The 24,328-nt window shown below is 71.3% G+C and carries 18 protein-coding genes, 1 tRNA gene and 5 pseudogenes; 17 read left to right on the top strand and 7 right to left on the bottom strand.

Annotated features, from left to right (window positions below):
- Positions 1–10: 10 nt before the first annotated feature.
- The 5 genes and pseudogenes from B1L07_09085 to B1L07_09065 all read right to left on the bottom strand — a co-directional run bounded on the left by B1L07_09085 (position 11) and on the right by B1L07_09065 (position 4,904).
- Positions 11–1,050, bottom strand: a pseudogene (locus tag B1L07_09085) (UDP-N-acetylenolpyruvoylglucosamine reductase).
- On the bottom strand, positions 1,047–2,102 hold the full coding sequence (locus B1L07_09080; GenBank protein AUZ55212.1) for a dihydroorotate dehydrogenase (quinone): 1,056 nt from the start codon (positions 2,100–2,102) through the stop codon (positions 1,047–1,049). The pseudogene B1L07_09085 and the gene B1L07_09080 overlap by 4 nt, the downstream one beginning before the upstream one ends.
- Before the next feature lie 5 nt (positions 2,103–2,107).
- Positions 2,108–2,878, bottom strand: coding sequence for an SAM-dependent methyltransferase (locus tag B1L07_09075; GenBank protein ID AUZ55211.1), 771 nt, complete (start codon positions 2,876–2,878; stop codon positions 2,108–2,110).
- 7 nt (positions 2,879–2,885) lie between these two features.
- On the bottom strand, positions 2,886–3,173 hold the full coding sequence (locus B1L07_09070; GenBank protein ID AUZ55210.1) for a hypothetical protein: 288 nt from the start codon (positions 3,171–3,173) through the stop codon (positions 2,886–2,888).
- 198 nt (positions 3,174–3,371) lie between these two features.
- Positions 3,372–4,904, bottom strand: coding sequence for an aldehyde dehydrogenase family protein (locus B1L07_09065; protein ID AUZ55209.1), 1,533 nt, complete (start codon positions 4,902–4,904; stop codon positions 3,372–3,374).
- Positions 4,905–5,054: 150 nt separating this feature from the next.
- Here B1L07_09065 and B1L07_09060 point away from each other — a divergent pair.
- From B1L07_09060 to B1L07_09035, 6 genes and pseudogenes are all read left to right on the top strand, one after another.
- A tRNA-Arg gene (locus B1L07_09060) sits at positions 5,055–5,131 on the top strand.
- A gap of 52 nt (positions 5,132–5,183) precedes the next feature.
- Positions 5,184–5,885, top strand: coding sequence for an AraC family transcriptional regulator (locus B1L07_09055; protein ID AUZ56533.1), 702 nt, complete (start codon positions 5,184–5,186; stop codon positions 5,883–5,885).
- An 83-nt stretch (positions 5,886–5,968) separates the two neighbouring features.
- Positions 5,969–6,900: pseudogene (locus B1L07_09050) on the top strand (EamA family transporter).
- A gap of 513 nt (positions 6,901–7,413) precedes the next feature.
- Positions 7,414–9,912 (top strand): annotated as a pseudogene (locus B1L07_09045) (bifunctional aspartate kinase/homoserine dehydrogenase I).
- Between the two features lie 22 nt (positions 9,913–9,934).
- Positions 9,935–10,870 (top strand): homoserine kinase, encoded by a 936-nt coding sequence (locus B1L07_09040; GenBank protein ID AUZ55208.1) that lies wholly within the window; start codon positions 9,935–9,937, stop codon positions 10,868–10,870.
- 43 nt (positions 10,871–10,913) lie between these two features.
- A complete protein-coding gene (locus tag B1L07_09035) occupies positions 10,914–12,212 on the top strand; it encodes a threonine synthase (protein AUZ55207.1) in 1,299 nt (432 codons plus the stop codon).
- 135 nt (positions 12,213–12,347) lie between these two features.
- Here the strand turns inward: B1L07_09035 and B1L07_09030 are convergent, their stop codons facing one another.
- Together B1L07_09030 and B1L07_09025 are read right to left on the bottom strand one after the other, a co-directional pair.
- Positions 12,348–12,791, bottom strand: coding sequence for a hypothetical protein (locus B1L07_09030; GenBank protein AUZ55206.1), 444 nt, complete (start codon positions 12,789–12,791; stop codon positions 12,348–12,350).
- Between the two features lie 89 nt (positions 12,792–12,880).
- On the bottom strand, positions 12,881–13,639 hold the full coding sequence (locus B1L07_09025; GenBank protein AUZ55205.1) for a Crp/Fnr family transcriptional regulator: 759 nt from the start codon (positions 13,637–13,639) through the stop codon (positions 12,881–12,883).
- Between the two features lie 109 nt (positions 13,640–13,748).
- Between B1L07_09025 and B1L07_09020 the strand changes: the two genes are divergently transcribed.
- The 11 genes and pseudogenes from B1L07_09020 (at position 13,749) to B1L07_08970 (ending at position 24,323) form a co-directional block, all read left to right on the top strand.
- Positions 13,749–15,155 carry a histidine--tRNA ligase gene (locus B1L07_09020; GenBank protein AUZ55204.1) on the top strand — a complete coding sequence of 469 codons (1,407 nt, stop codon included), beginning with the start codon at positions 13,749–13,751 and terminating at the stop codon, positions 15,153–15,155.
- Positions 15,156–15,278: 123 nt separating this feature from the next.
- The gene (locus B1L07_09015) at positions 15,279–15,605 is read left to right on the top strand and encodes a DNA-binding transcriptional regulator (protein AUZ55203.1); all 327 of its coding nucleotides are present in this window, start codon (positions 15,279–15,281) and stop codon (positions 15,603–15,605) included.
- Positions 15,606–15,615: 10 nt separating this feature from the next.
- Positions 15,616–16,527 carry an ATP phosphoribosyltransferase gene (locus B1L07_09010; GenBank protein ID AUZ55202.1) on the top strand — a complete coding sequence of 304 codons (912 nt, stop codon included), beginning with the start codon at positions 15,616–15,618 and terminating at the stop codon, positions 16,525–16,527.
- A complete protein-coding gene (locus tag B1L07_09005; GenBank protein ID AUZ55201.1) occupies positions 16,524–17,819 on the top strand; it encodes a histidinol dehydrogenase in 1,296 nt (431 codons plus the stop codon). Before B1L07_09010 ends, B1L07_09005 begins: the two co-directional genes overlap by 4 nt.
- Positions 17,816–18,898: a histidinol-phosphate transaminase gene (locus tag B1L07_09000; protein AUZ55200.1), complete on the top strand. Its 1,083-nt coding sequence runs from the start codon at positions 17,816–17,818 to the stop codon at positions 18,896–18,898. The genes B1L07_09005 and B1L07_09000 overlap by 4 nt, the downstream gene beginning before the upstream one ends.
- Entirely contained in the window at positions 18,895–19,968 is a 1,074-nt protein-coding gene (locus B1L07_08995; GenBank protein AUZ55199.1) for a bifunctional imidazole glycerol-phosphate dehydratase/histidinol phosphatase, read from the top strand. Before B1L07_09000 ends, B1L07_08995 begins: the two co-directional genes overlap by 4 nt.
- Positions 19,965–20,566 (top strand): annotated as a pseudogene (locus tag B1L07_08990) (imidazole glycerol phosphate synthase subunit HisH). The gene B1L07_08995 and the pseudogene B1L07_08990 overlap by 4 nt, the downstream one beginning before the upstream one ends.
- Positions 20,563–21,296: pseudogene (locus B1L07_08985) on the top strand (1-(5-phosphoribosyl)-5-[(5-phosphoribosylamino)methylideneamino]imidazole-4-carboxamide isomerase). Before B1L07_08990 ends, B1L07_08985 begins: the two co-directional pseudogenes overlap by 4 nt.
- A complete protein-coding gene (locus tag B1L07_08980) occupies positions 21,290–22,066 on the top strand; it encodes an imidazole glycerol phosphate synthase subunit HisF (protein ID AUZ55198.1) in 777 nt (258 codons plus the stop codon). The pseudogene B1L07_08985 and the gene B1L07_08980 overlap by 7 nt, the downstream one beginning before the upstream one ends.
- On the top strand, positions 22,056–22,691 hold the full coding sequence (locus B1L07_08975; protein ID AUZ55197.1) for a bifunctional phosphoribosyl-AMP cyclohydrolase/phosphoribosyl-ATP diphosphatase: 636 nt from the start codon (positions 22,056–22,058) through the stop codon (positions 22,689–22,691). The genes B1L07_08980 and B1L07_08975 overlap by 11 nt, the downstream gene beginning before the upstream one ends.
- 105 nt (positions 22,692–22,796) lie before the next feature.
- A complete protein-coding gene (locus B1L07_08970) occupies positions 22,797–24,323 on the top strand; it encodes a calcineurin phosphoesterase (GenBank protein ID AUZ55196.1) in 1,527 nt (508 codons plus the stop codon).
- Positions 24,324–24,328: the final 5 nt, after the last annotated feature.

The following is a 24,328-nucleotide window of genomic DNA, read 5'->3' as shown; positions in this document are numbered from 1 at the left end:
GCGACGGCGTTCACCAGCGCGCGCCGACCAGCCGCGGTTCGGGCTCGATCGGCACGCCGAAAGTCTCCAGTACCGAAGCGGAGATGCGGCGGGCGAAGGCCAGCAGTTCGGCGCCACTGGCGTTGCCATGGTTGACCAGCACCAGTGCGTGGTTGGGCGAAACGCCGGCATCGCCCTCGCGCCGTCCCTTCCAGCCGCAGGCCTGGATCATCCACGCCGCCGACAGCTTGCGGTGGCCTTCGTCCTCCCCGGGAACACCGGCAGCGCCGGGTGCTGGTGTGAGAGCAGTTCGGCCTGCTCGCGCGGCAGGATCGGGTTCTTGAAGAAGCTGCCGGCATTGCCGAGCACGTCCGGGTCGGGCAGCTTGCGGCGGCGGATGGCGATGACCGCGTTGGCGACGTCGGCGGCCACCGGCAGTTCCACGGCCATGGCCCGCAGTTCTTCGCGGATGCCAGCGTAGTCCAGGCGCAGTTCGTGCAGCAGCGGCAGCCGGAACTGCACCGCGGTGATCAGGTAACGGTCGGCCTCGTGCTTGAACAGGCTGTCGCGGTAGCCGAAGCGGCAGGCCGCCTGGTCCAGCTGCACCCATTCGTGCCGCACGGTGTCCCAGGCCTCGACCAACTGGATGAACTCCCCGACCTGGGCGCCGTAGGCGCCGATGTTCTGGATCGGCGCGGCGCCGACGGTGCCTGGAATCAGCGCCAGGTTCTCCAGCCCGGACAGGCCTTCGGCCAGCGACCACATCACCAGGTCGTGCCAGACCACGCCGGCCCCGGCGCGGACCACGGCATGGTCGGCGCGGTGCTCGAGGATCGCGATGTCGCGGTTGTCGAAGCACAGCACGGTGCCTTGCGGGTCGGCGGCGAGCAGCACGTTGCTGCCGCTGCCCAGCACCAGCAGCGGCGATGGCGCCACCGCGGCCAGGGCCTCGGGCAGCGCGGCCGTATCGTGCACGCGCAGCAGCCGTGGCGCGCGGGCAGCGACATGGAAGGTATTGAGGGATCGCAGCGGGGCGTCTGTGGTCAGCGACCAGGGTGCAGCGGTTGTCATAGCGGGGCGACGGCGCCTCGGGAAGGTGCCTCGCGGCGGCGGCGGATGGCATCGACGCACTCGCCGATCAGTGCCGGGCCGCGGAAGATCAGGCCGCTGTAGCACTGCACCAGGGTCGCGCCGGCGGACATCTTGGCCACCGCGTCGGCACCGGACTGGATGCCGCCCACGCCGATCAGCGGGATGCGCTCGGGCAGGCGCGCGCGCAGCCGGCGCAGTACCAGGGTGGACTGCCCCAGCAGCGGCGCGCCGGACAGGCCGCCGGTCTCGGCCGCGCGCCGGTCATGCTCCACGCCTTCGCGGCCGATGGTGGTGTTGGTGGCGATCACGCCGTCCACTTCCAGCTCGCTCAGCACCCGGGCGGCGGCTTCGATGTCGCGGTCGCTCAGGTCCGGCGCCACCTTGACCAGCATCGGCACGCGCCGGCCGTGCTGGGACGCCAGACGTTCCTGCGCGTCGCGCAGGCCGCCGACCAGCCGTCGCAGCGCCTGCTCTTCCTGCAGCTCGCGCAGGCCGGCGGTGTTGGGCGAGGAGATGTTGACGGTGACGTAGTCGGCCAGCGGGTACACCTTCTCCAGGCACACCAGGTAGTCGGACAGCGCGTCCTCGTTGGGCGTGTCCTTGTTCTTGCCGATGTTGATGCCCAGCGGCCCGGTGCGCTGGCTGCTGCGCTCGACGTTGCGCACCAGCGCGTCGACGCCGGCATTGTTGAAGCCCATGCGGTTGATGATGGCCGCGTGCTGCGGCAGTCGGAACAGCCGCGGCTTCGGGTTGCCTGCCTGCGGCCGCGGGGTGACGGTGCCGATCTCGACGAAACCGAAGCCCAGGCCGAACAGCGCGTCGATATGCTCGCCGTTCTTGTCCAGGCCGGCGGCCAGCCCCACCGGGTTGGGGAAGTCCAGGCCGAACACCGTGGTCGGCATCGGCGCCGGCCGCGCCGCGAGCAGCGGCGTGGTGCCGGTGCGCCACGCCAGCTCCAGCGCGGACAGCGCCAGGCCATGGGCGCGCTCGGCGTCGAAGGCGAACAGGAAGGGGCGTACGAGCGGATACATGGGGTTCAGTCCAGCGTGCCGACGAAGGCACGGGTTCGGTATTCGAAGGCGACCCGTCCGTCCACCGCATGGGTGTCGAACAGGGCGCGCAGGGCGTGCAGCATCGGCTCGTGGCGCGGATGGCCGGCCTGCGGTGCATAGGAGGAGGACAGCAGGCGGCCGCGCAGGCCGTCGAAGTCCAGGTGTTGCGTGTTGGGCAGCTGCAGCTGGCCGCGCAGGCCGCGGCCGAACCATCCGCGCATGGTGGCGTCGTCCGGGTAGCGTTCGGCTACCGCGTCGTAGTCGGTGCCGTAGTCGAGCAGCAACTGCTCATAACCGGACAGGAAGGGAGAGGCGTCGAGCAGGCGCGAGTTCCAGTACACCAGCGCCATGCCGCCCGGGCGCAGGATGCGGCGCCATTCCGGCCGCAGCGCGTCGGTGTCGAACCAGTGGAACGCCTGGGCGGCGCTGACCAGGCCGACGCTGGCGTCGGCCAGCGTGGTCGCTTCGGCGGTGCCGGCCACGAAGGTCAGCTGCGGATGATCGGCGGCCAGCCAGTGCTCGGCGGCCATGCGCATCGCGGTATTGGGTTCGACCGCGATTACCGGGTGGCCGGCGTCGAGCAGCAGGCGGGTGGAGATGCCGGTGCCGGCACCGATGTCGGCGACCGGCGTGGTGGCCGGGACGCCGATGTCGCGATGCAACCAGTCCAGCAGCGCCGGCGGGTAGCCGGGGCGGTAGCGGACGTAATCGGCCACCCGGCTGCTGAAACGCGCGGTTGGATCGTTCGGCTGCACGCCCGCCTCAGGCGTTCAGCGTGGCCAGCCAGGCCAGACCGCCGAAGAACAGGATGAAGGCGAGGATGGCGATTACCCACAGCGCCACCGACGCCCAGCCCAGCACCAGACCGGTGATGGCCAGGCCGTCACCGTCGAGTTGGCCGTTGCTGCGGCGGATCTCGCCGCGCGCCATGTGGCCGAAGATGATGCCGCCGAGGCTGCCCAGGAGCGGCAGCAGGGTCCAGCCGAGGATGCCGGCGACCAGGGCGATCACGGCATAGCTGCTGGTCTGTCGTGGTGCGGGAATGCTCATGGTTGGACTCCATTGCTGGGGTTGGGGTCGCTCTCCCGGTGGAAGAGGGAAGCAGCGGCGGGCGGCCCGCCGTTGCCTTTGTGCTGCCGTCTGCCGCCCCGATCCGGCGCGGCACCAGCCTGGTTCCGCTACCGGCAGTACCAGGCGCCGCGGCCATGCCGCCGCGGCGCCGTCGTCAGCAGGCGAAGGCCGACGCCATCACAGGTCGAACTTGATGCCCTGGGCCAGCGGCAGCGAGTCGGAGTAGTTGATGGTGTTGGTCTGGCGGCGCATGTAGACCTTCCACGCGTCCGAACCGGACTCGCGGCCACCACCGGTTTCCTTCTCGCCGCCGAACGCGCCACCGATCTCGGCGCCGGAGGTGCCGATGTTGACGTTGGCGATGCCGCAGTCGCTGCCGGCCGCGGACAGGAACTTCTCGGCCGACTTCAGGTTGGTGGTGAAGATCGACGAGGACAGGCCCTGCGGCACGCCGTTCTGCATGTCGATGGCCTCGTCCAGGGTCGTGTACTTCATCACGTACAGGATCGGCGCGAAGGTCTCGTGCTGGACGATCTGGTCGCTGTTCTTCAGGCCGGTGACGATCGCCGGCAGCACGAAGTTGCCCGGACGGTCGATGGCGGTGCCGCCGGTCTCCACGGTGCCGCCGGCGGCCTTGGCCTTCTCGATCGAGGCCAGGAACTGCTGCACGGCCTCGGGGCTGTTCAGCGGGCCCATCAGGTTGGCCGGGTCGGTCGGGTCGCCGATCTTGCCTTCCACCTGCTTGTACGCCTTGACCAGGGTGGCCAGCACGTTGTCGTAGATCGATTCGTGCACGATCAGGCGGCGGGTGGTGGTGCAGCGCTGGCCGGCGGTGCCGACGGCGCCGAACACGATGCCCGGCACGGCCAGCTTCAGGTCGGCGGTCTCGTCCAGGATGATGGCGTTGTTGCCGCCCAGTTCCAGCAGGCAGCGGCCCAGGCGATGGGCGACGCGCTCATTGACGATGCGCCCGATCTGGGTGGAACCGGTGAAGGAGATCAGCGGCACGCGCTTGTCGTCCACCAGCTTCTCCGACAGCGCGGTGCCGGCATCGTTGATCAGGAAGAAGATGTCCGGGAAGCCGCCTTCCTTGAGCGCCTCGTTGCAGATCCTCATCGTGGCGATGGCGGTCAGCGGGGTCTTGTTGGACGGCTTCCAGATGCAGACGTCGCCGCAGATCGCGGCCAGGAACGCGTTCCAGGCCCACACCGCGACCGGGAAATTGAACGCCGAGATGATGCCGACCAGGCCCAGCGGGTGGTACTGCTCGTACATGCGGTGGCCCGGGCGCTCGGAGTGCATGGTGTAGCCGTACAGCATGCGGCTCTGGCCCAGCGCGAAGTCGGCGATGTCGATCATCTCCTGCACTTCGCCGTCGCCCTCCGGCTTGGACTTGCCCATTTCCAGGGCGACCAGCGAACCCAGCGCGTCCTTGTGCCTGCGCAGTGCCTCGCCGCACAGGCGCACGGCCTCGCCACGGCGCGGGGCCGGGGTGGTGCGCCACGCCTTGAAGGCTTCCTGCGCGCGGGCGATCACGGTCTCGTAATCGGCTTCGGTGGTGGCCTGCACCTGGGCGATGACTTCACCGGTGGTCGGGTTGCGCGGCGAGAGCACGCCCGCGCCGGTGGCCGCTGACCACTGGCCATTGCCCAGGTAGGTGCCAGCGTTGGAAGCCTCGAGGCCGAGCGCCTTGAGCATTTCGAAGGACATGAAATCTCCTGATTGCTTTGCGTTGGGGGCGCAGCCGCTGGCGACGGTGGGGTGCGGCGTGCAGAACGGCGATTTTAGCAGAGCCGCGCACGCTTCTTGGCCCGGGTGGATGCCGGATGCGGGGGCGGCATGCCACAATACGCGTCCGCAGGCCCCGTAGCTCAGCTGGATAGAGCGGTCCCCTCCTAAGGGACAGGTCGCACGTTCGAATCGTGTCGGGGCCGCCATTGATCCGCCTGCCGCGCGATGCCCGCGGCGCTCCCTGCGCAGACCGCCCGCATGTCCGCCAGCGCCAGCACCCCCCACCTGCGTCGCTATCTCCGGCCCACCGGGCTGGAATGCCACGACCATGCGCAGTGGGTGTTGCCGGTGCGCGGCGAGCTGCCGTTCGAAGTAGGAGGCGCCGGTGGCCACCTGGACCGTTTGCTGGGCGCCTTCGTCGCGCCCGGGCAGGCCCACGACCTGGACGTGCTCGGCGACAACTGCTGCCTGGTCGTCGATTGCGCCCCCGGGGTGCTCGACGACGACACGCTCGAACACCTGTACCGCCGCCCCTGGCTGGCGCTGCCGGCGGCCATGCGTCAGCGCCTGCAGGGATTGCCTGGCAGCCGCGCCCTGGGCGACCCGCTGCCGCACCTGCTGCGGCATTTCGCCCCGGCCGGCAGTGGCGCGCGGCTGCAGGGCGTGTGCGGCGCGGTGGTGGCCGCGCCGGGGCTGGACTGGTCGGTGGCGCGCATGGCGGCCCTGGCCGGGGTCGGTTGCAGCCGCCTGCACGCGCTGTTCGTGCGCGAGTTCGGGCTGCCGCCGCTGGCCTGGGTCAGCGCCGCGCGGCTGCGCTGGGCCAGGCGGCAACTGCTGTGCAGCGACGCCAGCATCAGCGACATCGCCCAGCGCGCCGGTTACTCGGAGCACAGTGCGTTCACCCGTGCGCTGCGTCGCGAGAGCGGGCGCACCCCACGGCAATGGCGGGCCCGGCAGTAGTCCGGGTCAAGACGCGGCCCGCCGCGGTGCCTACACTGCGCGCCGTTCTCCAGGGCAAGGGTGCGGCAGGCGTGAATCGTTCGATGAGTGTCGGGATCGCCAACGGCGTGGCTTCCGGGGCGCTGTGGGGCGTGGTGTTCCTGGCCCCGGCGGTGCTGTCCGGGTTCGCGCCGCTGCAGCTCGCGGCCGCGCGCTACCTGGTCTACGGCGCCCTGGCGCTGCTGTTGCTGGTGCCGCGCTGGCCGGCCCTGCGTTCGCGCATCGGGCGTACCGAATGGACCGCGCTGGCCTGGCTCAGCCTGCTGGGCAACCTGCTGTATTACGTGCTGCTGTCGGTTTCGGTGCAGTGGAGCGGTGGCGCGGCGGCATCGCTGATCGTGGGCATGGTGCCGGTGCTGGTGGCGGTCACCGCCGCGCGCGAACCGGGCGCGGTGCCACTGTCGAAGCTGGCCCCGGCGCTGGCGCTGTGCGTGGCCGGGGTGGTGCTGATGGGCTGGGCAGCGATGGCGTCCTCGCACGTGCATGCCAGTACCGGGCGGCGCCTGGTCGGCCTGCTGTGCGCGGTGGGCGCGCTGCTGTCGTGGACGGTGTATTCGGTCGGCAATGCGCGCTGGCTAGCACGCTGCCCGGAGGTGTCCGGGCATGACTGGTCGTTGTTGACCGGGGTGGCCACCGGCGCGTTGGCCCTGCTGGTGGCGCCGCTGGCATTCGCCGGGGCGGGCAGGGCCGTCCGGCCGCCGAGTGGGGCCTGTTCTGGCTGGTTGCCGCGGCGGTGGCGGTGCTGGCCTCGATCCTTGGCAATGCCTGCTGGAACCGCGCCAGTCGTGCGCTGCCGCTCAGCCTGGGCGGGCAGATGATCGTGTTCGAGACGCTGTTCGGCCTGCTTTACGGCTTTCTCTGGCAGCAGCGCTGGCCGTTGCCGCTGGAGCTGCTGGCCGCCGGCTGCCTCCTGGCCGGCGTGGTGCTGGCCGCGGCCGCGCACCGGCCCGCGGCCGAGGCGCTGGCACAGCACTGACGGCGCCACGACCCGGGCGCAGGTGCGCGTTCCGCGCAGATCCGGCGGGCGCCGTGCCGGCGGAGGTGCCACCCGGGCGCAGCCGTGCACCCGTCGCAGGGCAGGGCCGCTGCGGTCACTCCGGTGTCCGGGTGCGGCTTTTGCCGGTGCTTGCGGGCCTGATGGCCGATGATCGGCGTTGATGACATTTGCAACCGATGCATGCGTGTTCGCCGACGATCCTTGCAAGTGGTGTTTTGCATCGCAGCACTTGACAGCGCATTCATCGCTGGTGTCCTCTTGGTCGCATGCACATGCCGTCGCCCTTCTTCGCCATCGACCCGCCGCCCGCAGGCGCGCTGCCGGGCGATCGCGGCGGCCTGTCCATTACCACCACCACCATTACCGTCACCACTCGCCCGGTGCGGCCCGTCGTCTTCGCGTAATTTCCGAAAACCACGGCCCCGCACCCGGATCAGGATGCGGGGGCTCCCATCCTGATGCGTGTCGGGGCCTCCAGCCGAGGTCCATCCGATGTCGCCAGTTGCCGCTCCGCTCCCCGCTCCCGCTCCCGCCACCGACGCCGTCGTCCGCAGCGTGGTCCATAAATTCGGCGGCACCTCGGTGGCCGACGCCGACCGCTACCGCCATGTGGCGCGGCTGCTGCTGGCGCGCGACGAGGACCTGCAGGTCGCCGTGGTGTCGGCGATGAAGGGAGTGACCGACGCACTGATCGACCTGGCGCGGTCGGCAGCGGCCGCCGACGCCGGCTGGGACGAGCGCTGGCATGAGCTGCGCGCCCGTCACCGTGCCGCGGCGGTGTCGCTGCTGGCCGAGAACGCCGGGCCGACCATCGAGTGGCTGGATGCGCGCTTCAACCGCCTGCGCGAGATCCTGGCCGCGTTGGCGGTGATCGGGGAGCTGCCCCGGGAAGTGCTGGACCGCGTGCAGGGCCTGGGCGAGGTGTTCTCGGCGCACCTGCTCGGCCATCACCTGCAGGCGCTGGGCGAAGACGCCGACGTGCTGGACGCGCGCGAGGTGCTGGTGGTCGACCACGGCGAGCTCGGGGTCGACGTGGACTGGAAGGCCAGTGCCGCCAAGCTGGCGCTGTGGCGCGACGCGCACCCGGCGCGGCGGCTGGTGGTCACCGGCTTCGTCGCCCGCGACCGCCGGGGCAACATCACCACGCTCGGCCGCAACGGCAGCGATTTTTCCGGGGCGATCTTCGCCGCGCTGTTCGCCGCCGACGAGCTGCACATCTGGACCGACGTGGACGGCGTCCTGTCGGCCGACCCGCGGGTGGTGCCCGAGGCCGTGCAGCTGGAGGCGCTGAGCTACGACGAGGCCTGCGAGCTGGCCTATTTCGGCGCCAAGGTGGTACACCCGCAGACCATGTCCCCGGCGATCGAGCGCGGCCTGCCGATCATCATCCGCAACACGTTCCACCCCGAGCATCCGGGTACCCGCATCACCGCGGTCAGCGCCGGCAGGGGGCCGATCAAGGGGCTGACGCTCAGCCCCGAGCTGGCGGTGCTGAACGTCGAGGGCACCGGCCTGATCGGCGTGCCGGGCACCGCCGAGCGCGTGTTCGCGGCGCTGCGCAACGCGCATGTGTCGGTGGTGATGATCTCGCAGGGCTCGTCCGAGCATTCGATCTGCTGCGTGGTGCGCCAGGCCGAGGCGGCGCGCGCCCGCGATGCGCTGGTGCAGGCGTTCTCGCACGAACTGGCCGCCGGCCAGGTGCAGCGGGTGCAGCTGACCGAGGGCGTGAGCGTGCTGGCCGCGGTGGGCGACGGCATGGCCGGCCAGCCGGGCGTGGCCGCGCGCCTGTTCGAGGCGCTGGGGCGGGCGCAGGTCAATATCCTGGCCATCGCCCAGGGCTCGTCGGAGCGCAATATCTCCGTGGCCATCGATGCCGGCGACGCGACCAAGGCGCTGCGCGCCGCGCATGCCGGATTCTGGTTGTCGCCGCAGACCTTCTCGGTCGGGGTGATCGGCCCGGGCAACGTCGGCGCCGCGCTGCTGGAGCAGCTGCACCTGGCGCAGCCGCAGTTGCTGGCGCGGGCAAAGCTTGACCTGCGCCTGCGCGCGGTGCTGTCGCGCAACCGCATGCTGCTGGACGCACGCGGCGTGCAGGGCGACTGGAAGGCCGCGTTCGAGGCCAGCGCCGAGCCGGCCGACCTGGACCGCTTCACCGAGCACCTGCTGTCCGCGCGCCTGCCGCACACCCTGGTCATCGACTGCAGCGGCAGCGCGGACGTGGCCGACCGCTATGCCGGCTGGCTGGCCGCCGGCATCCACGTGGTCACGCCCAACAAGCAGGCCGGTTCCGGCCCGCTGGCGCGCTACCAGGCGATCCGCGAGGCGACCACCGCCACCGGCGCGCGTTTCCGTTACGAGGCGACCGTGGGGGCCGGGTTGCCGGTCATCACCACCCTGCGCGACCTGGTCGATACCGGCGACGAGGTGACGGCGATCGCCGGCATCTTCTCCGGCACGCTGGCCTGGCTGTTCAACAAATACGACGGCAGCGTGCCGTTCTCGCAGCTGGTCGCGCAGGCGCGGGCGATGGGCTACACCGAGCCGGATCCGCGCGACGACCTGTCCGGGGTGGACGTGGCGCGCAAGCTGGTGATCCTGGCGCGCGAGGCTGGGCACGCGCTCAGCCTGGAGGACGTGGCGGTGGAGGGGCTGGTGCCCGCGGACCTGCAGCAGGGCGGCGTGGAAGCCTTCATGGCGCGCCTGCACGAGGTCGATGCCGGCTTCGACCAGCGCCTGGCCGACGCCCGCGGGCGCGGCAATGTGTTGCGCTATGTCGCGCGTTTCGAGCCCGGGCAGCGGCCCACGGTCGGCCTGGTCGAACTGCCCGGCGATCATGCCTTCGCCAATCTGCGCCTGACCGACAACGTGGTGCAGTTCCGCACCCGCCGCTACTGTGACAATCCGCTGGTGGTGCAGGGGCCGGGCGCTGGCCCGGAAGTGACGGCCGCCGGGGTGTTCGCCGACGTGCTGCGGGTGGCTGCGGGGAGGGGGCGCGACTGTGAGCAGGCAGGCAATGCAGTCCGCCGCCGGCCGGGACGAGGCGCGCGCCTTCGCCCCGGCCTCGGTGGCGAACGTGGCGGTCGGATTCGACCTGCTCGGCTATGCCGTGGCCGGTGTCGGCGATACGGTGACGGTGCGCCGCATCGACGCCCCGGAGGTCCGCATCGCGGCGATCCGCGGCACCGCCGTGGACCTGCCCAGACAGGCGGCGGCCAACACCGCCGGCGCGGCGCTGATCGCGCTGCGGCAGGCACTGGCGCTGCCGTTCGGGTTCGAGATCGAGATCGACAAGGGCATCCCGCTCAGTTCCGGCATGGGCGGCTCGGCGGCCTCGTGCGTGGCCGCGCTGGTCGCGGCCAATGCGCTGCTGGATGCGCCGTTGGGCCGGGACCAGCTGTACCTGCATGCGCTCGACGGCGAGGCCGTGGCCAGTGGCAGCCGCCATGGCGACAACCTCGGGCCGATGTTCCTGGGCGGACTGGTACTGTCCACCCTGGAGCGGCTGGTGCCGGTGCCGGTGCCGCCAAACTGGCACAGCCTGCTGGTGCATCCGGATGCGCAGCTGGAAACCCGTCGCGCGCGCGCGGCGCTGCAGGGAAGCTATGCGCTCGGGGAATTCGTCGCGCAGAGCACCAACCTGGCGCTGGTGCTGGCCGGTTGCCATGCCGGCGACGCCGGGCTGGTCCGCGCGGGCCTGCGCGATGTGCTGGTCGAGCCGCGCCGCGCCCCGCTGATCGCCGGCTTCGCCGCCGCCCAGCAGGCGGCACTGGCGGCCGGCGCCATGGGCGCGAGCATTTCCGGCGCCGGCCCCAGCGTGTTCGCATGGTTCGAGACCGCCGAAGCCGCGCAGGCCGCCGCAGCGGAGGTGCGGGCCGCTTTCGCCGCTGCCGGCTTCGACAGCCAGAGCTGGGTGACGCCGCTGGACAGCCCGGGCGCGCGCCTGCTTTGAATCCCCGCCCTCCCGCGGGGCGCTTTCACGGAATCCTCTCCCAATGCACTTCATCTCCACCCGCAACAACGCACCCGCCGCCACGCTCAGCCAGGCCATCGCCGCCGGCCTTGCGCCCGATGGCGGTCTCTACGTGCCGCAGCAGATGCCGGCGCCCCGGACCCTGCAGGCGGGCGCTTCGCTGGCCGATACCGCATCCACGCTGCTGCAGCCATTCTTCGCCGGCGACGGACTGGAGCCGGAGCTGCCGCGGATCTGCGCCGAGGCCTTCGATTTCCCCGCGCCATTGCGCCGCCTGGCCACCCGCAACGATCACGTGCTCGAGCTGTTCCACGGCCCCACGGCCGCGTTCAAGGATTTCGGCGCGCGCTTCCTGGCCGCCAGCCTGTCGCGGCTGCGTGCCGGCCACGAGCGCCCGTTGACCATCGTGGTCGCGACCTCCGGCGACACCGGCGCGGCCGTCGCCGCCGCGTTCCATGGGCAGCCCGGGCTGGAGGTGGTGGTGCTGTACCCGGACGGACGGGTGTCGCCGCGCCAGGCGCACCAGCTGGGCTGCCTGGGCGGCAACATCCGCGCGCTGCGCGTGGCCGGCGCGTTCGACGATTGCCAGGCCATGGTCAAGCAGGCGTTGAACGACCCCGAGCTGCAGGCGCGGGTGCCATTGAGCTCGGCCAACAGCATCAGCCTCGGCCGCCTGCTGCCGCAGATGGCGTACTACGCCCACGCGGCGCTGGCCCACCAGGCCGCACAGAACACGCTGCTGAACGTCGTCGTCCCCACCGGCAACCTCGGCAACGCCATGGCCGCGGTCATGGCGCGTGCGCTGGGCGTGCCGTTGGGCCGCATCGTGCTGGCCACCAACGCCAACCGCGTGCTGCCGGACTACTTCGCCGGTGCCGCTTACCAGGCCCGTACCAGCGTGGCCACGCTGGCCAACGCCATGGATGTCGGCGCGCCCAGCAACTTCGAGCGGCTGCGCTGGCTGCATGCCGGCGACGACGCCGTGCTGCGTGCCCAGTTCGTCGCGCGCGCGGTCGATGACGACGCCATCGCCGACACCATCGCCACGCGCCACCAGCGGCATGGCGAGGTGCTGTGCCCGCATACCGCTACCGCGGTGCGGGTGCTGGAGCAGCTGCGCGCCAGCGGCGAGGCTGCCGCGCACGAGCACTGGGCGGTGGTGGCGACGGCGCATCCGGCCAAGTTCGAGGCCGTGGTCGAGCCGCTGATCGGCCGCGAGGTGGCGGTGCCGCCGGCACTGGCCGAACTGCTGCGGCGCCCGGCCCAGGCCGAGCCCTGCGCGCCGGAGTACGCCGCGCTGCGCGACGCGCTGCTGCGCTGATGCGTGCGGTCGTCGCGTTGTCCACAGCGGATGTGGAGCGTGGCGAGGAAAGCCTGTGGACAAGTGCCCGCCGCGCCAGCGGCGGCGGGCGTTGGCCCCGGTGTGGCGAAAATGGCGCCAGGCTGGCCCGTGGCCTCAGGCGGCGCGCGGACGCGGCAGGCGGCCGGCCGGACGGTGCCGGTTGCGCCCCGACAGGCCCAGCAGCCAGGTCGCCACCGGCAGCGCAGCCAGCATCAGCAGCCAGCCGGCGATGACGAAGCCCCCGGCTGCGAACACCGGCAGCCCGGCCGCCGCCGTGAATGCGGTGGCGAACGTCAGCGTCGCCAGCGCGCAATGAAAGCGCAGCCGCTCGCGGCCCAGTCGCCGCAGCAGCCACGCCGCGGGCAGCGCGAGCAGTACGTTGAGCACGAAGTCCTGCACGGTCAATGCGGCGTACCACGCGTTGCCGGACAGCCCGGCCTGTGCGAGCCGGGTGGGGAGCGTGTTATGGGCGGCGATGGCCGGCCAGGCGTTGAGGACCAGCAGCATGAAACCAATGCCGATGGCGATCGAGAGCAGTGTGGCGATAGGGCGCGACATGAGGCCTCCCGGGTCAGCCGCCGGCGGTGGCGCGGCGGTCGCGCCCAGCTTGCAGGGCCGGGGCGGGTGACGTCAAACGCCGTCCGGGCTCAGCCCAGGTCGTCGTTGGCCAGTGTCTGCAGGCCGGTGAAATCGAGGATCTCGACCACGTTCAGCTGCGGCAGGGCGATCAGCCCCTGCTGGCGCAGCTTGGTGAAGGTGCGGCTGACCGTTTCCATGGTCAGGCCCAGGTGGTCGGCGATGTCGCCGCGGCCCATCGGCAGCGCTACGCGGTTGCCGACCTGGCCCAGCGCGGCCTCGCGCGCGGCCAGTCGCAGCAGGAAGTCGGCCAGCCGTTCCGGCGGCTGCAGCCGCGCCAGCGCCAAGGCATTGTCCTGCGCGGCATCCAGTTCCTGGCAGGCGCGTTGCAGCAGCTTGCGTTCCAGGTGCGGGTAGCGCTGGCGCAGGTCGCGCATCTGCGTGGTCGGCACCCGGCATACCCGGCTGTCGGCGATGGCCTCGATATCGTAGCGGTGGTGGTCGCTGCCGCTCAGGCCGACGTAGTCGCCGGGCAGCACGAAGCCGTTGACCTGGCGGCGGCCATCGGCCAGCGTGCGCACCAGCCGCAGCGCGCCCTCGGTCACCGTGAACACATGCGCGCGCGGCTCGCCACTGCGGGCCAGGGTGGCCCCCATCGGCACCGGCATGGAGGTGGTGATCTGCTCCAGTGCCCGCACCTCGTCGCAGGACAGTGCCGAGCACACCGACAGGTGCCGCACCGAGCAGTGCAGGCACTCGCGCGCGCCGCTTCCATCGGAAACGGGGGTCGGTACGGAGTTTGGCTCGGAACCGGGGACGGACCGGGTCATGGCGTCGCAGCGGGGGAGGTGGGCGCATGATACTTCATGCGGTCGGCGCGGGCGGCGTGGCGCTAGAATTGGCGTCCGCTCACCCCCACTGTTTGCAGGAGTTTCGCCCGTGATCAAGCCCCGTACCCCGCCCGGCATCATGGAATTGCTGCCGCGCGAGCAGATTGCGTTCCAGCGCATGCTGGACGTCATCCGCCGCAACTACGAGCGCTTCGGGTTCCTGCCGGTGGAGACCCCGGTGTTCGAACTGTCCGACGTGCTGCTGACCAAGTCCGGCGGCGAGACCGAGCGCCAAGTCTATTTCGTGCAGTCCACCGGGGCCCTGGCCAACGCCGCCGGGTCGGCCGACAAGGGCCTGCCGGAGATGGCGCTGCGCTTCGACCTGACCGTGCCGCTGGCGCGCTACGTGGCCGAGCACGAGCACGAGTTGACCTTCCCGTTCCGCCGCTACCAGATGCAGCGGGTCTACCGTGGCGAGCGCGCCCAGCGCGGCCGGTTCCGCGAGTTCTACCAGTGCGACGTGGACGTGATCGGCAAGGACACGCTGAGCATCCGCTACGACGCCGAGGTGCTGGCGGTGATCCATGCGGTGTTCTCCGAGCTGCGCATCGGCCGCTTCGCGGTACAGCTGAACAACCGCAAGCTGATGCGTGGCTTCTTCGAGGCCCAGGGCGTGTCCGACCCGCAGCAGCAGGCGCTGGTGCTGCGCGAGGTCGACAAGCTCGACAAGCGTGGCGCCGATTACGTGCGCGACACTCTGGTCGGCCCGGATTTCGGCCTGCCGACGGCCGCGGTGGAGCGCATCCTCGCCTTCGTCGAGGTGCGTTCGCAATCGCATGCCGACGCGTTGGCCCGGATCGACGCGGTGCTGGCCGAGGCCGGTGCCGCCGCCAGCGAATCGCTGCGCAGCGGCGCCGCCGAACTGCGCGAGGTGCTGGAGCTGGTGCGGGCGCTGGGCGTGCCGGAGGACGCCTACTGCCTGAATTTCTCCATCGCCCGCGGGCTGGATTACTACACCGGTACCGTCTACGAGACCACCCTGCTGGAGCACCCGCAGATCGGCTCGATCTGCTCGGGCGGCCGCTACGAGGACCTGGCCAGCCACTACACCAAGAGCCGGCTGCCGGGCGTGGGCATTTCCATCGGCCTGACCCGGCTGTTCTGGCAGCTGCGCGAGGCCGGTTTGATCGAAGGCATCGCCGAGAGCAGCGTGCAGGCCATGGTGGCGTTGATGGACGAGGCGGCGATGCCGCAGTCGCTGGACATCGCCCGCCGCCTGCGCGCCGGCGGCATCAATACCGAAGTGCAGATGGAGCCGAAGAAGATCGGCAAGCAGTTCCAGTACGCGGCCAAGGCCGGCATCCGCTTCGTGGTGCTGGCCGGCGACGACGAGCTGGCGCGCGGCGTGGTTGCGGTCAAGGACCTGTTGCGCGAACAGCAGTTCGAAGTCGCCCGCGACGAGCTGGCGTCCACCCTGCAGGTGGAGCTGGAGCAGGCCCGCGCCATGGCGCGCTGAGCGCCGCGCAGGCTGAACGAAAGGCCCCGCATCGCGGGGCCTTCTGCTTTCCCGGGGGCGCCGGCGTTTGACCCGGCGCCCTTTTTTGGACTAATGTACTAGCACGCTATTACATTGGTACGTATGAAACCGCGCCCCGACTCTGACCGCGAAAAGGCTTCCGACGCTTCCCTCAAGGCATTGGCGCGCGCGTTCGCCGCGCTGGAACGGCCGCAGGACGTGCAGGCCTTCCTGCGCGACCTGTGCACGCCGGCCGAGCTGGAGGCGATGGCCGACCGCTGGCGGGTGGTGCCGTTGCTGCGCAAGGGCGTGCCGTATCGCGAGATCTACGACCTGACCGGGGTGAGCGTGACCACCATCGGCCGGGTCGCGCGCTCGCTCGAGCATGGCGCCGGCGGGTATGCCGTCGCCATCGAGCGCCTGTCCGCGCGCAAAGCCGAATCCAACTGAGACAAGACCCATGAGTGCTTCCTCCTCCGCGCCGGCCCGCGACCGGCTGCGCATCGCCATCCAGAAGAGCGGGCGCCTGGCCGACCCGGCGCGCAGCCTGCTGGCCGCCTGCGGGCTGAGCTGGCGGCAGAGCCGCGACAAGCTGTTCTGCTTTGGCGAATCGCTGCCGGTGGACCTGCTGCTGGTGCGCGACGACGATATCCCCGGGCTGATCGCAGACGGCGTCTGCGACCTGGGCGTGGTCGGCCTGAATGAACTGGACGAGCAGGCCAAGGCGCGCCGCCAGCTGGGCCTGGCCGATGCCTACCAGCCATTGCGCGGCCTGGGCTTCGGCCAGTGCCGGTTGATGATCGCCGTGCCCGAGGACTGGGAGTGGCAGGGCGTGGCGCAGTTGTCCGGCAAGCGCATCGCCACCAGTTACCCGGCCATCCTGGCCGCCTGGTTGCGGGACAAGGGCGTGGACGCGCAGGTGGTGGAGCTGTCCGGTTCGGTGGAGATCGCGCCCAGGCTGGGCACCGCCGACCTGATCTGCGACCTGGTGTCCAGCGGCGCCACGCTCGCGGCCAACCAGCTCAAGCCGGTGGAGACGCTGCTGGACAGCGAGGCGGTGCTGGCCGGCCCGGTGCGTGAACTGGACGACGCCCGCGCCGGGCTGATGGCGATGCTGCTGCGCCGCCTGGACGGCCTGAGCAGGGTGCAGGACCGCAAACTGCTGATGTTCTCGGCGGCCGAGGAGCGCGTGGACGCGCTGGCGCGGCTGCTGCCCGACGCCGAACCGCTGCTGCGGCTGCCCGGCGATGGCGGCGCGGTGCGCCTGCAGACCATGTGCAACGGCGCGCTGAGCTGGCAGCGGCTCGAGGAACTGGAGCGCGCCGGTGCGCAGGGGCTGATGGTGCTGGCGGTGGAGAAGTCGCTGGCATGAACATCCTTGACTGGAATGCACTGGATGCCGACGCCCAGGCGCGCGCGCTGACCCGGCCGGCGCAGGCCGTGGCCACCCGGACCCGCGCCGCCGTCGCGGCCTTGATAGAGCAGGTCCGCGAGGGCGGCGATGCCGCGCTGCGCGACATCACCGCGCGCCTGGACGGGGTGACGCTGGAGCGCTTCGAGGTGAGCGAGGCCGAGTTCGCCGCCGCCGAGCTGGCGGTGCCGGCGGAACTGCGCATCGCCATGCAGCAGGCGGCCACGCGCATCGACACCTACCACCGCGCGGGCATGGCCCAGCCGTACTCGGTGGAAACCGCACCGGGCGTGGTCTGCGGCAAGGTCATCCGGCCGATCGCCCGCGTCGGCCTGTACGTGCCGGCCGGCAGCGCGCCGTTGCCATCGACCGCGCTGATGCTGGGGGTGCCGGCGAAACTGGCTGGTTGCCGCGAGGTGGTGCTGTGCACGCCGCCGCGCCGGGATGGCTCCGCCGACCCGGCGGTGCTGGTGGCCGCGCGCCTGACCGGCGTGCACCGGGTCTACAAGATCGGCGGCGCGCAGGCGATCGCGGCGATGGCCTGGGGTACCGCGACCGTGCCGTCCTGCGACAAGCTGTTCGGCCCCGGCAACGCCTACGTCACCGAGGCCAAGCAGCAGGTGGCGCAGGCTGGCGCCGCCGCCATCGACATGCCGGCGGGGCCTTCGGAAGTGCTGGTGATCGCCGATGCCGGCGCCAACCCGGCGTTCGTCGCCGCCGACCTGCTGTCGCAGGCCGAACACGGCCCCGATTCGCAGGTGCTGCTGCTCAGTGACGACGCCACGCTGATCGCCGCGGTGCGCGGGGAAGTGGAACGGCAGGTGGCGCGGCTGCCGCGCGAGGCCATCGCCCGCCAGGCGCTGGCGGCCTCGCTGCTGCTGCAGGTCGCATCCATCGAACAGGCGTTCTCCATTTCCAACCGCTACGCGCCCGAGCACCTGATCCTGGCGCTGCGCCAGCCGCGCGACTGGCTGGAGCGGGTCGAGGCGGCCGGTTCGGTGTTCCTGGGCGACTACACGCCCGAAGCGCTGGGCGATTACTGCTCGGGTACCAACCACGTGCTGCCCACCGCCGGCGCCGCACGCGCCTACAGCGGGGTCAGCGTGGCCAGCTTCCAGAACCAGATCAGCGTGCAGGCCGCCAGCGCGCAGGGCATTGCCGGCATCGGCCCGTGCGCGCTGGTCATGGCCCGCGCCGAAGGGCTGGACGCGCACGCCAACGCGGTCGCGCTGCGGCTGGAGGTGGCGCCATGAGCGGCGTGCTCGACCTGGTGCGCGAGGACCTGCGCGGCTTCGCCGGGTATGCGTCCGCGCGCAGCACCCGGCTGGAGGGCGAGATCTGGCTCAATGCCAACGAATCGGCGTGGCCCAACCCCGGCGATGCCGGCGGGCTGTGCCGGCGTTATCCGGAGCCGCAGCCGCAGGCGCTACGCGAGCGCCTGGCCACGCTCTATGGCTGTACGTCCGAGCAGTTGCTGGTCGGGCGCGGCAGCGACGAGGCCATCGACCTGCTGGTGCGCGCGCTGTGCGTGCCCGGCCGCGATGGCGTGCTGTACACGCCACCGGTGTTCGGCATGTACGCGGTCAGTGCGCGACTGCAGAACGCGCCGGCGCTGGAAGTGCCGCTGCGCGACGACGAGGCCGGGCTGGTGGCGGACATCGAGGCCATCATCGCCACCGCCAAGCAGGGCAACGCACGCCTGGTGTTCCTGTGTTCGCCCTCCAATCCCGGCGGCCGGAGCATCGCGCTGGCGCAGGTCGAACAGGTGGCCGTGGCGCTGCGCGGGCAGGCGCTGGTGGTGGTCGACGAGGCCTATGCCGACTTCGCCGACGAGCCTTCGGCGGCAAGCCTGCTGCCGCGCCATGACAACATCGCCGTGCTGCGCACGCTGTCCAAGGCGCATGCGCTGGCGGCGGCACGGGTCGGCTGCGTGATCGCCGATGCCAGCCTGATCGCGGTGCTGCGCCGTTGCCAGGCGCCCTATCCGATACCGGCGCCATGCACGGCGCTGGCCTTGGAGGGGCTGTCCGACGCGGCGCTGGCGCGCACGCGCGAACGCATCGCCGTGGTACGCGCCGAGCGCGAGCGCCTGGGCGCCGCGCTGGCACGCCTGCCCGGCGTGCGCCGGGTGTACCCGTCCGACGCCAATTTCCTGCTGGTGCGCCTGGCCGATGCCGAAGCCGCGTTCCAGCGGTTGCTGGTGGCCGGGGTGGTGGTGCGCGACCAGCGCGGCGCGCCGCAGCTGCACGACGCGCTGCGCATCACCCTGGGTACCCCTGAACAGAACGCGCGCGTACTGGGCGTGCTTGCCACGCTGGAGTCCGCACCATGACCCCCATCCTGTTCGTCGACCGCGACGGCACCTTGATCGAGGAGCCGGCCGATTTCCAGATCGACGCCTTCGAGAAGATCCGTTTCGTCAGGAACGTGATCCCGGCGATGCTGCGCCTGCGCGATGCCGGCTACCAGTTCGTGATCGTCTCCAACCAGGACGGGCTGGGCAGCGACAGCTACCCGCAGGCCAGCTTCGACGGCCCCAACGACCTGATGCTGCAGATCTTCGCCAGCCAGGGCATCGTGTTCCGCGACGTGCTGGTGGACCCGAGCTGGCCGGCCGACAACAGCCCCAACCGCAAGCCGGGCATCGGCATGATGCTGCCGTACCTGCAGGACCGCTCGATCGACTGGGCGCGCTCGGCGATGGTCGGCGACCGGCCCAGCGACATCCAGTTCGCGGACAACATGAAGATCCGGGGTTTCCAGCTGCGCACCCCGCAGTTCGGCGGCGACTGGGACTGGGACGGCATCGCCCACGAACTGGCCGATGCGCCGCGCCGCGCCGTCGTGCAGCGCGACACCAAGGAAACCCGGATCCGCGTGGCCGTCGATCTGGACAGGGTGGCGGCGTCGACGATCGACACCGGCCTGCCGTTCTTCGACCACATGCTCGACCAGATCGGCCGCCACGGTGGCTTCGCGCTGGAGGTGCAGGCACGCGGCGACCTGCATATCGACGAACACCACACCATCGAGGACACCGGCCTGGCCCTGGGCCAGGCGCTGCGCGAGGCGCTGGGCGACAAGCGTGGCATCGGCCGTTACGGCTTCACCCTGCCGATGGACGAAACCCTGGCCAGCGCCGCGCTGGATTTCAGCGGCCGCCCGTACTTCGTGTTCGACGGCGCGTTCAGGCGCGAACGGGTGGGCGACATGCCCACCGAACTGGTGCCGCATTTCTTCCGCTCGCTGTGCGATGCGGCCGGCCTGAACCTCAACCTCAAGGTCGAAGGCGACAACGACCACCACAAGGTCGAAGCCTGCTTCAAGGCGCTGGCGCGCGCGCTGCGCCAGGCGATCCGCCGCGAAGGCACCGAGCTGCCCTCGACCAAGGGGGCGTTGTGAGCACGGTCGGGCTGATCGACGCCGGCGGCGCCAACCTCGGCTCGGTGCGTTATGCGCTGGAACGGCTGGGCGTGGCGGTGCGCATGGTGCGCGAGCCTTCCGACCTTGTAGGCACCTCGCGGGTGATCCTGCCGGGCGTCGGTGCCGCGGCCGAGGGCATGCGCCGGCTGCACGCGCAGGGGCTGGTGCAGCCGCTGCGCGACCTGCAGGTGCCGCTGCTGGGCATCTGCCTGGGCATGCAGCTGCTGTTCGAGGGGTCCGAGGAGGGCGGGGTGGACTGCCTGGGGCTGTTGCCCGGGTGGTGCGGCGCCTGCACCCGGCGGTGGGCGTGCGGGTGCCGCACATGGGCTGGAACAAGCTGCTTGCGCTGCGCGAGTCGCCGCTGCTGGACGGCGTGACACCCGGCGCCAGCGCCTATTTCGTGCACAGCTACGCCGCACCGGTCACCTCCGATACCGTGGCCGCGTGCCACCACGGTGGCCTGTTCACCGCGGTGGTGCAGCGCGGCCGCCTGTGCGGCGCGCAGTTCCATCCCGAGCGTTCGGCCGGGCCGGGCGCGCGCATCCTGCGCAATTTCATCGAGACCGATTTTCCATGAGCTTTACCGTCTATCCCGCACTCGACATCCGCGACGGCCAGGTGGTGCGCCTGCTGCAGGGCGACTACGCGCAGCAGACGACCTATGGCGACGACCCGTTGCCGCGCGCGCAGGCCTTCGCCGCCGCCGGCGCGCAATGGATGCACCTGGTCGACCTGGATGCCGCCCGCGCCGGTGGCTACACCCTGGCACCACTGCTGTCACGCATCGCCACGAGCACCGCTTTGCACGTGCAGACCGGCGGTGGCGTGCGCGACCGCGACGACGTGGCGCGGATTCTCGACGCCGGCGCCAGCCGCGTGGTGATCGGCTCGCTGGCGGTGCGCGAGCCGGCGCGGGTACTGGCCTGGCTGCAGGAATTCGGCGCCGAGCGGCTGACGATCGCGCTGGACACGCGGCAGGGCGATGACGGCGTGTGGCGCCTGCCGGTGCATGGCTGGACCGAGACCGCCGACGTGACCCTGGACGAACTGGCCGTGCGCTATGCACAGGCCGGCATGCGGCACCTGCTGTGCACCGACATCGCCCGCGACGGCATGCTGTCCGGTCCCAACCTGGCGTTGTACGCCCACCTGTCGCGGTTGTTGCCCGGGTGGCGGTGCAGGCATCCGGCGGCGTGCGCGATGTCGATGACGTCGCCGCCGCCCGCGCCGCCGGCTGTGCCGGCGCGGTGCTGGGCAAGGCGCTGCTCGAGGGCCGGATGCGGCTGCAGGAGGCGCTGGCATGCTGAGCCGCCGCATCATCCCCTGCCTGGACGTGCGCGATGGCCGGGTGGTCAAGGGCGTGCGTTTCCGCGACCACGTCGACATGGGCGACATCGCCGAGCTGGCGCTGCGCTACCGCGACCAGGGCGCCGACGAACTGGTGTTCTACGACATCTCCGCCAGCCCCGAGGGACGCTCGGTGGACCGCGCCTGGATCGAGCGCGTCGCGCGCCTGATCGACATTCCGTTCTGCGTGGCCGGCGGCATCCGCGACGTGGAAACCGCGCGCGGCATCCTCAACGCCGGCGCCGACAAGATATCGATCAATACCCCGGCGCTGGAGCGGCCGGCGCTGATCGGAGAACTGGCCGGGGCGTTCGGCCAGCAGTGCGTGGTGGTCGGCATCGATTCCATCCGCGAAGCCGATGGGCAGTGGCGCGTGCGCTCGTACACCGGCGACCCGGCGCGGACCCGCGACGAAGCGCGGCTGACCCTGGACTGGCTGCGCGAGGCGCAGCAGCGCGGTGCCGGCGAGATCGTACTCAACTGCATGGACAGCGACGGTGTGCGCAAGGGCTACGACATCGCCCAGCTGCGCCAGGCCCGCGCCGTGTGCAGCGTGCCGTTGATCGCCTCCGGCGGCGCCGGGACACCGCGCCATTTCGCCGACGTGTTCGAGCAGGCCGACGTCGATGGCGCCCTGGCCGCCAGCGTGTTCCACTCCGGCGCCATCGGCATCCCGGAACTCAAGCGCTTCCTGCGCGAACAACAGATCGAGGTGCGCGATGTCTATTGAAAAGCCGTTCGACCCGGCCGCGCTGGACTGGGACAAGGTCGGCGGGCTGCTGCCGGTCATCGTGCAGGACGCGGCCACACTGCGCGTACTGATGCTCGGCTACATGGACCGCGCCGCGCTGGACCGGACCCTGCGCGACGGCAAGGTCACCTTTTTCAGCCGCAGCAGGCAGCGCCTGTGGACCAAGGGCGAGACCTCGGGCCACCACCTGGAACTGGTGACCATCCGTGCCGACTGCGACGGCGATACCCTGCTGGTCACGGCGCACCCGCACGGGCCCACCTGCCACACCGGCAGCAGCAGTTGCTTCGGCGATGCGCCGGGGCAGTTCCTGGGCGCGCTGGACGCGCTGGTGCGGCAGCGCGAGCACGACCGTCCGCTCAACAGCTATACCACCAAGCTGTTCGAGAAGGGCACCCGCCACATCGCGCAGAAGGTGGGCGAGGAAGGCGTGGAGACGGCGCTGGCCGGGGTGGTCCAGCACGACGACGAGCTGTTGGGCGAGTCGGCCGACCTGCTGTTCCACCTGATCGTACTGCTGCGCGCGCGCGGGCTGTCGCTGGACGATGCGGTGGCGGTGCTGGCGCAGCGCCACGCCAAGGCGGCGGAGAAGGCGGCGCGCTGAGTGATGCGGCCGCCGCGGCGGAGCGCCCGGGCGGCTTGCCGCCATGCGCGCGGCGCATGACGGCGCGATAATGCCGGCCTGTCCGTTCGCCTGACGAGAGCTTGCATGCGCCATTACCTGTTCGCCGGCCTGTTGCTGGCCTGTGCGCCGCTGACCGCGGCCGCGTCCTGCGTGGAGGGCGCGGTGTTCGACGATGCCAACGGCAATGGCGTGCGCGACCCCGGCGAGCAGCCGCTGCCGGGCATCCGTGTTTCCGACGGCGAGCACATCGCGCTCACCGGCCGCGACGGCCGCTACCGCCTGCCGGACTCGGCGCAGACCACGGTGTTCGTCATCAAGCCCGCGGGCCGTCGCGCCGCGGCGCGCGCCGACGGGCTGCCGGACATCTGGCGCCCGCGCGCGGGCGAGACCGAAGGCGGGCAGTGCCGGCCGTTCGCGCTGGTGCCGCAGCCGGACGCGCCGGCCAGCTTCCAGGCGCTGGTGATGGCCGACAGCCAGACTTCCAGCGCGCTGGACGTGGACTACTTCGAGCGCGACATCGTCGCGCCGCTGCGCGGCCGTCACTCAGCGCGGCTGGGCATGACCCTGGGCGACATCAGCAACGACGATCCGGCGCTGTACCCGTTGCTGGTCAAGGCGGTGACCTCGCTCGGGGTGCCGTGGCTGCACGTGCCGGGCAACCACGACATGGACCTGGGCGCGCGCAGCGATGCCGCGTCGCTGGACAGCTTCCACCGCCAGCTCGGCCCGGATACCCATGCCTGGGAAGAGCCGTCGATGGTGTTCATCGGCCTGGACGACGTGGTCGCCCAACCGGGGCAGAAGCCGGCGTACGTCGGCGGCCTGCGCGAGGACCAGTTCGCTTTCCTCGAGCGCTACCTGCCGACCGTGCCCAAGGACCGGCTGGTGGTGCTGGGGCTGCATATTCCGCTGTTCGACCACGCGTTCCGCGCCGCGGACCGCGCGCGCCTGTTCGCGTTGCTGGAGCAGGTGCCGCACCCGCTGGTGCTCAGCGGCCACACCCACAACCAGCGCCAGGTGTTCTGGAGCGCGGCGCAGGGCTGGAAGGGTACGCGCCCGCTGCACGAGTACAACGTGGGCGCCGCCTGCGGTGCGTTCTGGTCGGGAGTGAAGGACGCGCAGGGCATCCCCGACACCACCATGTCCGATGGCACGCCCAATGGCTACGGTCTGCTCAACGTGCAGCCGCAGGGCCGCTACAGCGTCGAGTACCGGGTCGCGCGCGCGCCCGAGGACGAGCAGATCGCGCTGCATGCGCCCAAGGTGCTGCGCCGCGGCGCGTATCCGGCGTGGGGCGTGTACGCCAACGTCTACATGGGCCATGACGGCCTGCCGGTGGAATTCCGCGTCGATGGCGGCGACTGGCAGCCGATGAAACGCGTCGAGCAGCCCGACCCACGGCTGCTGGCCGAGAACGTGGCCGACGACCAGGCCGACAGCCTGCGCGGTTATGACCGCTCGCCCGAAGCCACGCCGTCCACGCACCTGTGGCGCGCGGCGTTGCCGACCCGGCTGGACGTTGGCGAGCACCTGATCGAGGTGCGCACCACGCTCAACGGCAGGGAGTACCGCAGCCAAACCACCTACCGGCTGCAGGACGCCCGGCCCTGAGTCGG

It is taken from the genome of Stenotrophomonas acidaminiphila (assembly GCA_002951995.1).
In the GTDB taxonomy this organism is placed as follows: domain Bacteria; phylum Pseudomonadota; class Gammaproteobacteria; order Xanthomonadales; family Xanthomonadaceae; genus Stenotrophomonas; species Stenotrophomonas acidaminiphila_A.
Note: the sequence above shows the minus strand (reverse complement) of the source record. Positions and strands in the feature narration are given on the sequence as shown.